Genomic DNA, 15,369 nt, shown 5'->3' on the forward strand with positions numbered 1-15,369 from the left:
CGGCACGTACGCGCGCGGCCGCACTGCACGGCAGACCGTCGCCGTCGTGCTTGCCGCAACCGGTGTTCGGGTGTTCCCGCAGGCACCCGTGCGATACCTCGGCACGCGCCGTGCGACTTTCGTCACGGCGGCAGTGTCCGGGTGTTCCCGCGAGCACCCGTGCGATACCCCCGGGACGGGCACGCGCGGCACCCGTCCCGGCGGCCACAATGGGGGCGTGAGTAACGCCAGCCCATCACCCCTGCCCCCGCTGCCCGCCTCCGACCGCCCCGATGTCGCCGCCCGGCTCCGGGACGCCCTGCTCGCGGCCTCCTTCACCGCCGACGGACTGCTCGACCTGCTCGGCGCCCCCGCGTACGCGGCGCTGGCCCGGAGCGAGACCGTGCCCGCGCTCCGGGCGACCCGCGGGGACACCCCGCTGGAGATGCTCGTCCGGCTGTTCCTGCTCCAGCAGCCCGTGCCGCACGCGCGCGTGGCGGACGTCCTGCCCGTCGACGCCTGCCTGGACAGCGGCTGGCTGGCCCGGTCCGGCGGGGACGAACTCGCCGCCACGGTGGATGTCCGGCCCTACGGCGGGCCCGGCGGCGAGGACTGGTTCATCGTCTCGGACCTCGGCTGCGCGGTCGGCGGCGCCGGCGGCATCGGCCGACGTGACGAAGGGGTCGTCCTCGGGGTCGGCGGCGCCTCCATGACCCTCGCCGGCATCACCGTCCGCACGCCCGTCGCCGCCGCGCTCGACCTCGGCACCGGTTCCGGCATCCAGGCCCTGCACGCGGCGCAGCACGCCACGCGCGTGGCGGCCACCGATCTCAACCCACGTGCCCTGCACATCACCGCCCTCACCTTGGCACTGTCCGGCACCGCGGCCGCCGAGCTGCGTGAGGGATCCCTCTTCGAGCCGGTCCGGAGCGATGAGAGGTTCGACCTGATCGTCTCCAACCCGCCCTTCGTGATCTCTCCCGGTGCGCGGCTCACCTACCGCGACGGCGGGATGGGCGGGGACGATCTGTGCCGCACGCTCGTTCAGCAAGCGGGCGAGTATCTGAACGAGGGCGGTTTCGCGCAGTTCCTCGCCAACTGGCAGCACGTGGAAGGAGAGGACTGGCAGGACCGGCTCAGGTCCTGGGTGCCCCGAGGCTGCGACGCGTGGATCGTGCAGCGCGAGGTGCAGGACATCAACCAGTACGCCGAGCTGTGGCTGCGTGACGCCGGCGACCACCAGGGCGACACGGCGGAGTACCGGGCGCGGTACGACGCATGGCTCGACGAGTTCGAGGCGCGCAAGGTGAAGGCCGTCGGCTTCGGCTGGATCACCCTGCGCAGGACGAGCGCGGCCGTGCCCTCGATCACGGCGGAGGAGTGGCCGCACCCGGTGGAGCAGCCGCTCGGCGACACGATCCGGGCCCACTTCGACCGGCTCGACCACCTGCGCGACCACGACGACGCCGCGCTGCTCGAAGGGCGTTTCCGGCTCGCCGCGGAGGTCGTCCAGGAGCAGGTCGGGCTGCCGGGGGCCGAGGACCCCGAGCACGTCGTGCTGCGCCAGAACCGCGGCATGCGCCGGGCGACCCGGGTGGACACGGTCGGCGCGGGCTTCGCGGGTGTCTGCGACGGCACGATGAGCGCGGGCCGCATCCTCGACGCCATCGCCCAGCTGATCGGAGAGGACCCGGTGCTGCTGCGCGACCGCACACCGGCCCAGATCCGGCTGCTGGTCGAGCAGGGGTACCTGGAGCCGGTGCGCTGAGAGGGCGGGCGGGCCGGGGGAGATTCCTCGCCGAGAGCCGCTTCACCGGGTCCGTCGAGGAGGCTCGCCAACAAATTCGAGTCGATTTGGACACCTCGTTCGAGACGGGCCGTGAGGAACCGGACGCCTTTGATCCACTGCTGTGCGGCGCCCCTGTTCACCTCGGGTTCGCCTGCCCGCCGCCCGCGCGTGTCAGCCTCCCGGGGCTGACACTGGGCGGACAGGAGAAAGGGGGCACGGCGGGCCATGGAGAGCGAAGCGGCGATCTTCGCGGGAGCGGTGTTCTCCCTGTTCGGAGGCGGGCTGCTGGTGTGGACCGCGACCTGCGTGCACAACCACAGGCCCGTCGCCCACGGGGTGAGGCCCGTCCCGTCCGCGACGCTCGCGGGGGTCGTCGCGGTGCTCGCCCTGGCCATCGGAACGTGGTGCTTCGGCCGCCTCTGAGGCTCGCGCCGCGGACGTGTCCGCCGGTGACCGGCAGGTCGCACTCCGCACAGGGACCGGCCTGCTCCGGGCACTCCGGGCGGCAGGATTGGTGGTAGTCGGGTTACCGTTCGAGTGGCCGTTGCGGGCTTTTCCCGTTTGACACGGGGGCGGGATGTACCGTCACACTCCGCAGCGTCACCACGTACCCAGCCCCGGTAAGCGACTCCGGGGAGGCCCCAGCGTCGACCGGAGAGAAGAGCGAAGTTGTCCCCGACCAGCGAGACCGCGAAGGGCGGCCGCCGACTCGTCATCGTCGAGTCGCCTGCCAAGGCGAAGACGATCAAGGGCTATCTCGGTCCCGGATACATTGTCGAGGCGAGCGTCGGGCACATCCGCGACCTTCCCAACGGCGCCGCCGAGGTGCCCGAGAAGTACACCGGCGAGGTCCGCCGCCTCGGTGTGGACGTCGAACATGACTTTCAGCCGATCTATGTGGTCAACGCCGACAAGAAGGCGCAGGTCAAGAAGCTCAAGGACCTGCTGAAGGAGTCCGACGAACTCTTCCTCGCCACCGATGAGGACCGCGAGGGCGAGGCCATCGCCTGGCACCTCCAGGAGGTGCTCAAGCCCAAGGTCCCGGTCAAGCGGATGGTCTTCCACGAGATCACCAAGGCCGCGATCCAGGCTGCCGTGGCCAACCCGCGCGAGCTCAACCAGAAGCTCGTCGACGCCCAGGAGACCCGCCGCATCCTCGACCGCCTCTACGGCTACGAGGTCTCGCCGGTCCTGTGGAAGAAGGTCATGCCGCGCCTGTCCGCGGGCCGTGTCCAGTCGGTGGCCACACGACTCGTCGTGGAGCGGGAACGCGAGCGCATCGCGTTTCGTTCGGCTGAGTACTGGGACCTGACGGGCACCTTCGCGACCGGCCGCGCCGGAGACTCGTCGGACCCGTCGTCGCTGGTCGCGCGCCTGCAGACCGTCGACGGCAGGCGGGTCGCGCAGGGCCGCGACTTCGACTCCCTGGGACAACTGAAGAGCGCGAACACCCTCCACCTCGACGAGGCGAACGCCCGCGCCCTGGCCGCCGCCCTGGAGCAGACGCGGTTCGCCGTCCGCTCCGTCGAGTCCAAGCCGTACCGCCGCTCGCCGTACGCCCCGTTCCGTACGACGACGCTGCAGCAGGAGGCCAGCCGCAAGCTGGGCTTCGGCGCGAAGGCCACGATGCAGGTCGCGCAGAAGCTGTACGAGAACGGCTACATCACCTACATGCGTACGGACTCCACGACCCTGAGCGACACGGCGGTCTCCGCCGCCCGCGCCCAGGTCACGCAGCTGTACGGCGCCGACTACCTGCCGCCGCAGCCGAGGACGTACGCCGGGAAGGTCAAGAACGCGCAGGAGGCGCACGAGGCGATCCGCCCCTCGGGTGATCGTTTCCGCACTCCGGCCGAGACCGGACTGACCGGTGACCAGTTCAAGCTGTACGAGCTGATCTGGAAGCGGACCGTCGCCTCCCAGATGAAGGACGCCACCGGCAACAGCGTCACGGTGAAGATCGGCGGCACGGCGGCCGACGGCCGGGACGTCGAGTTCAGTGCCTCCGGCAAGACGATCACCTTCCACGGCTTCCTGAAGGCCTACGTCGAGGGCGCCGACGACCCGAACGCCGAGCTGGACGACCGCGAGCGCCGGCTGCCGCAGGTCTCCGAGGGCGACGCCCTGAGCGCCGAGGAGATCACGGTCGACGGGCACGCCACCAAGCCCCCGGCCCGCTACACCGAGGCGTCCCTGGTCAAGGAGCTGGAAGAGCGAGAGATCGGCCGCCCGTCGACGTACGCGTCGATCATCGGCACGATCCTCGACCGCGGCTACGTCTTCAAGAAGGGCACGGCCCTGGTGCCGTCCTTCCTGTCCTTCGCCGTGGTCAACCTCCTGGAGAAGCACTTCGGGCGGCTCGTCGACTACGACTTCACCGCCAAGATGGAGGACGACCTCGACCGCATCGCCCGCGGTGAGGCGCAGTCCGTGCCGTGGCTGAAGCGGTTCTACTTCGGCGAGACAGGGCCTGACAGCGGCTTCGCCGCGGGGGTCACCGGAGCCGCCGCCGACGCGGGCAACGGCGACGGGGACCATCTCGGTGGCCTCAAGGAACTGGTGACGGACCTGGGCGCGATCGACGCGCGCGAGGTGTCGTCGTTCCCCGTGGGCAACGACATCGTGCTGCGGGTCGGCCGCTACGGGCCGTACATCGAGCGCGGCGAGAAGGACTCCGAGCAGCACCAGCGCGCCGACATCCCCGAGGACCTCGCGCCGGACGAGCTGACCGTCGACCTCGCGGAGGAACTGCTCGCCAAGCCGAGCGGTGACTACGAGCTGGGCACGGATCCCGCCACCGGCCACACGATCGTCGCCAAGGACGGCCGGTACGGTCCGTATGTGACGGAGGTCCTCCCCGAGGGCACCCCGAAGACGGGCAAGAACGCGGTCAAGCCGCGCACGGCGTCCCTGTTCAAGACGATGTCCCTGGACACGGTGACGCTCGACGACGCCCTGAAGCTGATGTCGCTGCCGCGTGTCGTCGGCGTCGACGCCGAGGGCCAGGAGATCACCGCGCAGAACGGCCGCTACGGCCCGTACCTGAAGAAGGGCACGGACTCGCGCTCGCTCCAGGCCGAGGAGCAGCTCTTCACGATCACGCTGGAGGAGGCGCTGGCGATCTACGCACAACCCAAGCAGCGTGGCCGGGCGGCCGCCAAGCCGCCGCTGAAGGAGCTGGGCACCGACCCGGTGAGCGAGAAGCCGGTCGTGGTCAAGGACGGCCGCTTCGGCCCGTACGTCACCGACGGGGAGACCAACGCGACCCTGCGCTCCGGCGACAGTGTCGAGGACATCACTCCCGAGCGCGGTTTCGAGCTGCTCGCCGAGAAGCGTGCCAAGGCACCGGCGAAGAAGACCGCGAAGAAGGCGGCCAAGAAGGCGCCGGCGAAGAAGGCGGCGACGGTCAAGAAGACCGCGGCGAAGAAGACCACGACCGTGAAGAAGACGACGGCGAAGAAGACCACCGCCGTGAAGAAGACGGCCGCCAAGACGGCGACGGCCGCCAAGTCCACGGAGGACTGACACCGTTTTGATCCCTGTTCGGAATCCGGACCACCGCGCCCGGATCTTCGCCCTGGGTTCGGAAAGCGAACGCCCCGGCAACACTTCGGTGTCGGGGCGTGCGCATGCCAGCCCGCGCCCTCCAGCGTGACGGTGGCTCCCGATAGGCTGAACGCATGACGCGAGCCGACCACCCAACGGCCCCTCAGCCCGCCCCCGACGATGCCCTGGTCGCCGACTCCCGCGAGCGGGCCGTCCGCGCCCTGCTGCGCCGACCGCAGCTGAAGCGGTTGTGGAGCGCACAGCTCGTGGGAGGTGCGGGGGACACCCTCGCCCTCCTCGTGCTGGTCGTCCTCGCGCTCCAGGCGGCCGTCGCCGAAGGCTCGTTCGGGGGTGGCTACCGCGGCGTGGCGTTCGCAGTGGCGACCGTTTTCGGGGTGCGCATCCTCGCGACGCTCCTGTTCGGCGCCGTGCTGCTCGGCCCGCTCACCGCCCTCACCTCGCAGGACGGCCCCCTGGACCGCCGCTGGACCATGGTGGGCGCCGACGGGCTGCGCGCGGCGCTGCTCATCGTCGCGCCCCTGTGGATCGACTGGACGCCCGAGGACGCACTGGCCGTCCTTCTCGTCACGGCCTTCGTCACCGGGGGCGCCGAGCGGTTCTGGACGGTGTGCCGCGAGAGCGCGGCTCCCGCGCTGCTGCCCGCCCCGCCGCCGGAGGGCGCGACGGTCCGGCCCCTGCCCGACCACATGGACGCCCTGCGCCGCCTGTCCCTGCGCACCGGCTTCGTGGCGATCCCCCTCGCGGCCGTCGCGCTGGTCGTGGCGTCCCTGTTCAACAACCTTCTCGGCGCCGGCATCGACTGGTTCGGCCAGCACCAGGCGGCCCTCGCCTCCTACGTGGCCGCCGGGCTCTTCGCCGCGTCCCTGTCCGTGCTGACCTTCCTGGAACTGCCCGGCACGCGCACCCCGCGCGCGCGGTCGCCGCTCGAAGGGCTGCGCCGCCCGAAGACCGGCACCGGCACCGACAAGGGCCGCACCGGCGCGATGCCACTGCTGGTCCTCGCCTGCGCCGCCGTCGCCGCCGCGGTGTCGGCCGCGGTCGCCGTCGCCGTGCTGCACGCCAAGGACCTGGGCGGCGGCCCGGTACTCTACGGCCTGTTCGTGGCCGCGCTGACCGGCGGTGTCGTCGTCGGCATCCGCACGGCGCCCGCCCTCCTGCCCGCCCTGTCCCGCCGCAGGCTGCTCGCGCTGACGATCGCCTTCACCGGTGTCGCCCTGCTGGCCGCCGGGCTGGTCCCGGACGTCACCACCGTGCTGCTGATCCTCGCGCTCGCCGGTGTCGGCGCGGGCATGTCCGCCAACATCGGCCACACCCTGCTCGACCAGGAGACCGAGGAGTACCGGCGCCCCCGCACGACGGAGCACCTGCACGCGGTCGTCCGGGTCTGCGTGGCGCTCGGCGCGGTGATCGCCCCGCTGGTGGCGGCGGCGATCGGCCCGCACCGACTGGAGAGCGGCAAGTTCGTCTTCGCGCACGGCGGCGCGGCCTTCACGCTGATGCTCGCCGGCGCCCTGCTGCTGCCGGTCGCCGCGCTGGTGCTGGCCAAGGTCGACGACCGTTCCGGCGTGCCCCTGCGGCAGGACCTGAAGGACGCGCTGCTCGGCGGCGACGACCCGGAGCCGGGGACCGCGGCCTCCGGCTTCTTCATCGCCCTGGAGGGTGGCGACGGAGCCGGCAAGTCCACGCAGGCCGAGGCGCTCGCCGAGTGGATCCGCGGCAAGGGCCACGAGGTCGTGCTGACACGCGAGCCGGGGGCGACGCCGGTCGGCAAGCGGCTGCGGTCGATCCTGCTGGACGTGTCGAGCGCGGGCCTGTCCCACCGCGCGGAGGCGCTGCTGTACGCGGCCGACCGGGCCGAGCACATCGACACCGTCGTACGGCCCGCTCTGGAGCGCGGAGCCGTCGTCATCTCCGACCGGTACATCGACTCGTCCGTCGCCTACCAGGGCGCCGGCCGTGACCTGTCGCCCACCGAGATCGCCCGCATCAACCGCTGGGCGACGGACGGGCTGGTGCCGCATCTGACCGTACTGCTGGACATCGCGCCGGAGACCGCCCGTGAGCGGTTCACCGAGGCGCCGGACCGGCTGGAGTCCGAGCCCGCCGAGTTCCACGCGCGCGTGCGGGCCGGATTCCTCACCCTGGCCGCGGCCGACGCCGGGCGGTACCTGGTGGTGGACGCCGGGCAGGAGCCCGAAGCCGTCACGACCGTCATCCGCCACCGGCTCGACCAGGTGCTGCCGCTGTCCGAGGCCGAGATCGAGGCCCGGGAGGAGGCGCGCAGGAAGGCCGAGGAGGAAGCCCGCCGCAAGGCCGAGGAAGAGGCCGCCCGCAAGGCGGAGGAGGAGCGCCTGGAGCGCGAGCGCCAGGAGCAGCTCGCCAAACTGCGCGCCGAGGAGGAGGAGCGCAAGCGCCGCGAGCTGGAGGAGGCGCAGCGCCGCGAGGCCGAACGGCAGGCGGAGGAGGCCCGGCGCCGCGCCGAGGAAGCCCGCCGGAAGGCCGAGGAAGAACGGGCCCGGCTTCTCGCGGAGGAGAAGGCCCGTGCCGAGGAGGAGGCCCGCCGCAAGGTCGAGGAGGAGCGTCGCCGCAAGCAGGCCGAGGAGGAGGCGCGCCTGCGTGCCGAGGCCGAGGCACTCCGCCTCGAGAAGCAGCGCAAGGCCGAGCAGGCGCTGCTGCGGGCCGAGGAGGCACGACGGCTCGCGGAAGCGGCGGCCGCCGCGGCCGAGGCCGGCCCCAAGAGCCCTGCCCCGAAGCGCGCCACGGGTTCCGCGGCTCCGGCTCAGGACGCGGCGACCGTGTCGACGCCCGCGGTGGCCCCCGGTGGCGCGGGTGACGACACGACGGTGCTGCGCCCGGTGCGGGACGAACAGCGTGGTGCGGGCCGGACCTCCGGTGCCTCCGAGGCGGAGGTGACCGCCGAGCTGCCGAAGCCGCCGGTTCCGTCGGCCGGTGACCAGACCGAGGTCCTGTCGCCGGTGCGCGACCGGGACGCCGGTGCGGCCGAGGAGACGGCGGTACTGCCCCCGGTCCGCCCGGACGCCGACGAGACGGCCGTGATCCCTCCGGTCCGCCCGGATGCCGAGGAGACGGCGGTACTGCCCCCGGTCAGCCCGGAGGATGCCGAGGAGACGGCCGTGTTGCCGCCCGTGCGAGGTGACGAGCGCGCGGACCGGGTTCCGCCCGGGTACTTCCGCGAGGACGCCCCGGCCGCCCGGCCCGAGGGCACCGACCGGACGCGGGAGATGCCCCAGGTCGACGTCGACGCCGACGGGGCGCCGCGCCGCCGCCGGTCCGACTGGGCCGAGGAGACGCCGCTGGACGACCTGCCCTCGCTGGCGGACGAGCTGCTCGGACCGCACGACGAGCCGGACGAGGGGCGCGGACGCCGGGGCAGGGGAGGCCGGGGGCGCTGACGCCTCCGGCGGACGGACGCGCGGGAGCCCGGACCCCGCCACCGCGGTGCCGGGTGGGGGCGGCAGGCGTTGTCAGTGGTCGCCCCCACAATGGATCTCGCAACGCGGAACGTGACGGAAGGGCGGCGTGACCCATGACCGTGTGGGACGACCTCGTCGGGCAGGAGAGGGTGAGCGAGCAGCTGGCCGCCGCCGCTCGGGACGCCGACGCCCTGGTCACCGCGGCCACCACCGGCACCCCTCCGCCGGAGGCGTCGAAGATGACGCACGCGTGGCTGTTCACGGGCCCTCCCGGGGCCGGACGCAACCAGGCGGCGCGGGCGTTCGCGGCGGCCCTCCAGTGCGTCAGCCCGGACCGCGCCCTCGGCGGCTCCCCGGGCTGCGGGTTCTGCGACGGCTGCCACACGGCACTGATCGGTACGCACGCCGACGTCACCACCGTCGCGGCCGTCGGCACGCAGATCCTCGCCGACGACATGCGCGACACCGTCCGCAAGTCGTTCACCTCGCCGGCGACCGGCCGCTGGCAGATCATCCTCGTCGAGGACGCCGAGCGGCTGAACGAGAAGTCGGCCAACGCCGTCCTCAAAGCCGTCGAGGAGCCCGCTCCGCGCACGGTCTGGCTGCTGTGCGCCCCCTCCATCGAGGACGTCCTGCCGACCATCCGCTCCCGTTGCCGCCACCTGAACCTGAGCACGCCCAGGGTCGACGCCGTCGCCGACATGCTCGTCCGCCGCGAGGGCGTCGAGCCGGACGTCGCCGCCTCGGCCGCCCGCGCGACCCAGGGCCATGTCGACCGGGCGCGTCGCCTGGCCACCGACCCGGCCGCGCGGGAGCGCCGAGCCGCCGTACTCAGGCTGCCGCTGCGCGTCGAGGAGATCGGCGGTGCGCTCAAGGCCGCCCAGGAGCTCGTCGACGCGGCCGCCGAGGACGCCAAGCAGCTCGCGGAGGAAATGGACTCCAAGGAGACCGAGGAACTGAAGGCCGCTCTCGGCGCTGTCCAGGGCGGGCGCATGCCCCGCGGCACCGCGGGCGTGATGAAGGACCTGGAGGACAAGCAGAAGCGCCGCAGAACGCGCACCCAGCGTGACAGCCTCGACCTGGCCCTGACCGATCTCACGGCCTTCTACCGGGATGTCCTCGCCCTCCAGCTCGGCTCGCGCGTGGCCATCGCCAACGCGGACGCCGAGGACGCCCTGGAGCGCCTCGCCCGCTCGGGTTCTCCGGAGTCCACACTCCGCCGCATCGAGGCGATCGCCGCCTGCCGCGACGCCCTCGACCGCAATGTGGCGCCGCTGCTCGCGGTGGAGGCGATGACGATGGCGCTCAGAGCGGGCTGAGGGGCCGGCAGGGCGAGCGGGCCGGCCGCCGCACGAACCGCACGCCGGGTTGACGCCGTAACTCGTACGAGGCATGGCGTGTGCGCAGGGCGCTCGAATCGTCGCGCAGAGTTACGCTCGCTGGATGGACACAAGGCGCATCCCCCGCTCCGCCTCCGGCTCCGGCGGCCTCCACCGCATGACGCGAAACCGGGCCAAGACCGCCGCCGGTCTGCTCGCCACGGCCGCGCTGCTCGTCTCCGCGTGCTCCTCCGGGAGCACGACGACGTCCGCCGCCTCCGCGGCGGCGGAGGCCGCGCTGGTCGCGCTGCCACAGGCCACCCCCGCGGCGCTCTCGTCGTACTACGGCCAGAAGCCGGCCTGGCGCGACTGCGGCGTCCCGGGCTTCGAGTGCGCCACCCTCAAGGCGCCGCTGGACTACGCCAAGCCGTCCTCCGGCGACATCCGTCTCGCCGTCACCCGCAAGAAGGCCACCGGCCCGGGCAAGCGGCTGGGCTCACTGCTCGTGAACCCCGGCGGGCCGGGCGGCTCGGCGATCCGCTACGTGCAGGCGTACGCGGGCATCGGCTACCCGGCCGAGGTGCGTGCCCGCTACGACATGGTGGCGGTGGACCCGCGCGGCGTGGCCCGAAGCGAGCCCGTCGAGTGTCTGGACGGGCCGGCCATGGACACGCACACGCAGACGGACAACACGCCCGACGACGGGAAGGAGGCCGACGGGCTGGTCACGGCGTTCCGGACGTTCGCCGAGGGCTGCGGCGCGGACGCGCCCCGGCTGCTGCGCCATGTGTCCACCGTGGAGGCGGCCCGGGACATGGACATCGTGCGGGCGGCACTCGGCGACAAGAAGCTGAACTTCGTCGGCGCCTCGTACGGCACCTTCCTGGGGGCCACATACGCCGGGCTCTTCCCGGACCGGGCGGGCCGGCTGGTGCTGGACGGCGCGATGGACCCGTCGCTGCCGGCCCGGCGGCTGAACCTCGAACAGACGGCGGGCTTCGAGACGGCGTTCCGGTCGTTCGCGAAGGACTGCGTGCGGCAGACGGACTGCCCGCTGGGCGGCAAGGGCACCTCGCCCGAGCAGGTGGGCGAGAACCTCAAGGCGTTCTTCGACAAGCTGGACGCCCGCCCCGCCGCCACCGGCGACGCCGACGGCCGCAGGCTCACCGAGTCGCTGGCCACGACCGGCGTGATCGCGGCCATGTACGACGAGGGCTCCTGGGGGCAGCTGCGCGAGGCGCTGACGACCGCGATGAAGGAGAACGACGGCTCCGGGCTCCTCGTCCTGTCCGACGGCTACTACGAGCGGGACGCCGACGGCGCCTACAGCAACCTGATGTTCGCCAACGCGGCGGTGAACTGCCTGGACCTGCCACCCTCCTTCGCCACCCCCGAGGAGGTGCGCAAGGCGCTGCCCGAGTTCGAGAAGGCGTCGCCGGTCTTCGGTGAGGTCCTCGCCTGGTCCGCCCTGAACTGCGCGTACTGGCCGGTGCACGCCACGGGTGAGCCGCATCGCATCGAGGCGAAGGGCGCGGCGCCCATCGTCGTGGTCGGCACCACCCGGGACCCGGCGACTCCGTACCGCTGGGCGCGTGCCCTGGCCGGCCAGCTCTCCTCGGGGCGCCTGCTCACCTACGAGGGCGACGGCCACACGGCCTACGGCCGCGGCAGCTCCTGCATCGACCGGACGATCAACGCCTACCTCCTCCGCGGCACCCCGCCCACAGACGGAAAGCGCTGCTCATAGCCCCGCACCAGCCCCGGAAGGCCCGCCTCCGGGGCTGGTGCGGAGCACTCTCGGAAACTGTGTAGACTTACCGTCGTTGCTGATCGCACCATAGTGCGGACAGCGCGCCGCCTTAGCTCAGATGGCCAGAGCAACGCACTCGTAATGCGTAGGTCTCGGGTTCGAATCCCGAAGGCGGCTCCATGGTGAACCCCAGGTCAGGCCTTTGACCTGGGGTTTCTTGTATTCGTTGACCTTGGAATCCTGGCCAATCCGGCACCTGTGGTCTGCGCACTGTAATGCGTAGGTCGGAGGTTCGTTTTCTGTGACGAGGTCGACGATCAAAGGTTCCGACCTGGTCTTTTACCCGCTCATAGGGGATGGATCACGCTGGCGCAAAGGGCTCCGGTGGACAACCGGTGGACAGCCGTGCGTGATGCTCCATCAGGAGACTCCCGCTGCCCTTGTGTCGACGGGTGGGGATCCACCGGTCTCAGATGGAGCGATCGGCATCGTGGGGACTGTCCGGTCCCGACAGCCCTCACATCCGGCTCGGGCGATCCGTCGGTAGTCGGCCCCTTGGGCCAGTCTCGGCGGCCGGGTATCCGACGGTGGGTCTTTCGCCAGTCGGTGGAAAGGGTTCTCGCATACCTCCGCACCCGGGTTCTCCGTCGCGTCCCGTTGTCGTGAAGTGTGCCGACGTCGCCGTCGGCTCACCGATCGGATGAGCGAACCGCAGTCGTGCCGCGACAACACGTGACCGCACTCCTGGCGGGTAACTGGCCGCTTGTCCCTGGCCGCGTTGTGCGTCGCGGTTCGGCGGTAGCGTGGCGCGGCAAGGAAAGCATGGAAGCTGCGAACAGGTTGGGCGAAGTTCATGCGGATGCGGTTCGAAGCCGGGGCCGAGGAGGAGTTCGAGGCGGCGTGCGGGCTGCTGGTCGTCCGCCTGGTCCGGTGGGCTGGGGTGCAGGGTCTGCCGGTGGACGGGTTCATGGCGGAGGCGGCGCTGGATTACCGGCACCAGGCGACTGTCGACGGTCGGCTGGGGTTGTGGGAGCCGCGGCATGTGGAGGAGCTGCTGCTCTGCTGGCTGCCGGAGACCATCACTGAACTCCCCGGTGAGGAACGCGGCGACGCCCCGGGCACGCTGCGTACGCTGCTGCGTTATCTGCACGCCGCGCATCTGGTGGACCCGCGCGGCCCCGCACTTGAGGACTCCCTCGCCGCGGTCGACGTGGTCGCGGAGCGGTATCCGGCGGCGATGGCGGACCGTAGCCGCTGGAGCTTGGCGAAGTTCTGGGCGATGACAGCGGCCGAGCAGGGCGTGGACGTGCTGGACGGGGCGGCGTTGCAGCGGTTCGCGGAGCGGGCGCAGCGCGGGGAGGTCGGCTACGACCAGCAGGCCCTTGGTGTGATCATGGAACGGCGTTTGACCGGCCGTGCGCTGTCCAGTGCGGCTCGCGCCGAGCCGCAACTGCCGGTAGAGCTGCCCCCGGACGACGAGCTGCACCGACGGGCCGAGGCCTCGACGATCGTGGGACAGTTGCGCGGGCTCGCCGAGTGGGCGGGGCAGGGCGGCCGCGCGGTGACGGCGGCGGGGCGGCTGCGGATGGCCGATGCCCGTGAGCTGGTGGAGGTGCTGGGTACCGGCGACAAGGTCGAGGGGGTGCGTTCGTCGGCCGATCTGCCGCGGCTGGGGCTGCTGGTGGAGTGGGCGAAGAAGGCGCGGCTGGTACGGGTGGTCAAGGGGCGGTTGTGTGCGGTGGCCAGGGCCCGGCCGGTGCTGGCCGACCCGCTTCAGCTGTGGCTCCGCGCTTTCGAGGCGTGTTTCGAGATGCGGCAGGCCCTGATCGGTCCGCGCAGTGGCTGGCACGTCGAGTCGATGCTCTTCGATGTCTACGAGGACGTGCTGGAGGACGTGCTGAACACGCTCTACAGCCTGCCGTACCCGATGCCCTGGCCGCGGCTGCGTGACTCCGTGCACCTGGCCTACCGGGCCGGCTTCCAGCTGGACGGTGGTTCGGACATCCAGCACCGGATGTGGTTCGAGCACGCCGACCGGGACCTGTGCACGGTGCTCGACATGCTCGCGGACCTGGGCGCGATCGAGCGTGAGCGGGGGATGACCGATCCGGTGTTCCTCGAGGTCGATCTTTCCGCTGAACCCGAGTTGCCCGAAGGCATGCCGCCGGAGCTCGCGGAGCTGCTGGGCGCAGCAGGGGCGGCGCCGGACCCGGCGGCACAGGAGCGTGACCGCCGCCTGCGTGAGGAGCTGAGTGCCGGGCCGGTGGAGCTCCTCCGTCTTACCGAGTTGGGTACCCGGGCGGTACGGCAGCGGCTGCTGGCGGTTGGCAGGGACGCACCGCTGGTCGGCGAGCTGGCTCATGCCCCGGCGGCGGGCCTGCTGGGTGTGCTGGCCGACGACTACGACCCGGATGCCGCAAGGGTGGAGCTGGCCGGCTGGATCGCGGCCCGTGGCGAGCGGGATGCCGCGCTGCGGCAACTCGTCGAGGCGGTACGGTCCATGCCCTTCCGGGTGCGTGCGCAGGCGATGCTCGCCGTACTGCTGACGGCGTTGCCGGACGGTGAGGGCGAGCGGCTGCTGCGGGGGCTGCGTGGTGACGCAGCGCTGGCGCCGCTCGTGCTGACCGCGCTGGCGCACCGTGAGCTGCTGTCCCCCGAGGACATGACCGATGCCGAGCATCTGCTGCTGATCGCCGAGAGCCTGCTCCAGCTCGTGGAACTGGCGGGCGGCGGGGACGGTGCCGAGGAGGTGCTGCGTGCCCAGGGCTCCGAGGTCAGGGACGCGGTTGCCGCCGCGCTGGAGTCCGGGCATCCTGACCGGGCCGGACTCGAAGAGCTCGGGCAGCTCGCGGCCCGGGCACTGCGTACTCCCGCCGCCCGACTCGGCCGCGCCCGGCAGCGGCGGCGCACCGCCGGCAAGAGTGGCCGCAAGCGGCACCGCTGACCAGCGCATGACCGCCTGCTCATGAAGGCGCCGGGTGAGACCGGCACCGGCACGGCGTCGAGCGGCGGGAAACCGGTGGACCGTGCGTCGTACGTCCCCGGTGGCGCGCTACGGTCGGAGCCGTGGCCGAGGGATGGGACGAGGACGGGCTGCGAGCCGTACGAGGCGCGCTCCACACGCAGGACTGGGTGGCGCTGCTTGCCGCGTTGCGTCGTGGCCCCGTGCGTGAGGTGCTGCAGCTGGCGGGCGATGGTGTGGCCGGGGCCGCGGCGCGGGGCCTGCCAGCGCGCCCATCTCTCGCGCGGCCCGTGAGCGCCCCATCGCCGCGGTGAGCCGGACGCGCTGGGCGCGTTCTGTTTCCAGGCGGGCGGCTCGGTCCTCCAGCGCCGTCGGGTCCATCCGCCGGATAAGGAGCGTCAGGCCGGTGGCGACAACCCTCGCCGCCGTCCCGGCAGGTCGAACCGGCCGAGGGAGCGTTCGCGATCAGAAGACGGCGAGGGCCAGTTCGACGAGGCTCGCCCGGAGCCCGGTCCAGGCCCTGCTGGGATCCGCGCAGAGCGGGGCTGTACAGGGCGACCGGCGCGCTG

General features: G+C 72.3%; 7 protein-coding genes and 1 tRNA gene. All 8 read left to right on the top strand.

The genetic code is table 11. The features are described 5' to 3' along the window. The first annotated feature begins 217 nt into the window (after window positions 1-217). The 8 genes from ABTX62_RS08850 to ABTX62_RS08885 all read left to right on the top strand — a co-directional run bounded on the left by ABTX62_RS08850 (window position 218) and on the right by ABTX62_RS08885 (window position 14,782). The gene (locus ABTX62_RS08850; RefSeq protein ID WP_352115505.1) at window positions 218-1,747 is read left to right on the top strand and encodes a DUF7059 domain-containing protein; all 1,530 of its coding nucleotides are present in this window, start codon (window positions 218-220) and stop codon (window positions 1,745-1,747) included. Between the two features lie 246 nt (window positions 1,748-1,993). Continuing rightward, window positions 1,994-2,191: a hypothetical protein gene (locus ABTX62_RS08855; protein ID WP_352115506.1), complete on the top strand. Its 198-nt coding sequence runs from the start codon at window positions 1,994-1,996 to the stop codon at window positions 2,189-2,191. Window positions 2,192-2,437: 246 nt separating this feature from the next. Further along, window positions 2,438-5,293, top strand: a complete 2,856-nt coding sequence (gene topA, locus ABTX62_RS08860) for a type I DNA topoisomerase (RefSeq protein WP_352115507.1) — start codon at window positions 2,438-2,440, stop codon at window positions 5,291-5,293. A gap of 155 nt (window positions 5,294-5,448) precedes the next feature. After that, window positions 5,449-8,748 carry a dTMP kinase gene (gene tmk / locus ABTX62_RS08865; RefSeq protein WP_352115508.1) on the top strand — a complete coding sequence of 1,100 codons (3,300 nt, stop codon included), beginning with the start codon at window positions 5,449-5,451 and terminating at the stop codon, window positions 8,746-8,748. Window positions 8,749-8,882: 134 nt separating this feature from the next. Next, the gene (locus ABTX62_RS08870; protein ID WP_352115509.1) at window positions 8,883-10,088 is read left to right on the top strand and encodes a DNA polymerase III subunit delta'; all 1,206 of its coding nucleotides are present in this window, start codon (window positions 8,883-8,885) and stop codon (window positions 10,086-10,088) included. A 124-nt stretch (window positions 10,089-10,212) separates the two neighbouring features. Then, the gene (locus ABTX62_RS08875; protein WP_502997921.1) at window positions 10,213-11,835 is read left to right on the top strand and encodes an alpha/beta hydrolase; all 1,623 of its coding nucleotides are present in this window, start codon (window positions 10,213-10,215) and stop codon (window positions 11,833-11,835) included. A 106-nt stretch (window positions 11,836-11,941) separates the two neighbouring features. Then, window positions 11,942-12,018 (top strand) — tRNA-Thr (locus tag ABTX62_RS08880). 679 nt (window positions 12,019-12,697) lie between these two features. Then, window positions 12,698-14,782, top strand: a complete 2,085-nt coding sequence (locus tag ABTX62_RS08885) for a hypothetical protein (protein WP_352115510.1) — start codon at window positions 12,698-12,700, stop codon at window positions 14,780-14,782. The last annotated feature ends 587 nt before the right edge of the window (window positions 14,783-15,369 follow it).

Origin of the sequence: Streptomyces sp. NPDC096046 (assembly GCF_040303285.1) — a bacterium.
Taxonomy (GTDB): Bacteria; Actinomycetota; Actinomycetes; order Streptomycetales; family Streptomycetaceae; genus Streptomyces.

Excerpts from the sequence above, each read along its gene's own strand:
- ABTX62_RS08855 (WP_352115506.1), top strand. The coding sequence starts at position 1,994 with ATGGAGAGCGAAGCGGCGATCTTCGCGGGAGCGGTGTTCTCCCTGTTC.
- ABTX62_RS08870 (WP_352115509.1), top strand. The coding sequence starts at position 8,883 with ATGACCGTGTGGGACGACCTCGTCGGGCAGGAGAGGGTGAGCGAGCAG.
- ABTX62_RS08885 (WP_352115510.1), top strand. The coding sequence starts at position 12,698 with ATGCGGTTCGAAGCCGGGGCCGAGGAGGAGTTCGAGGCGGCGTGCGGG.
- tmk (WP_352115508.1), top strand. The coding sequence starts at position 5,449 with ATGACGCGAGCCGACCACCCAACGGCCCCTCAGCCCGCCCCCGACGAT.
- ABTX62_RS08875 (WP_502997921.1), top strand. The coding sequence starts at position 10,213 with ATGGACACAAGGCGCATCCCCCGCTCCGCCTCCGGCTCCGGCGGCCTC.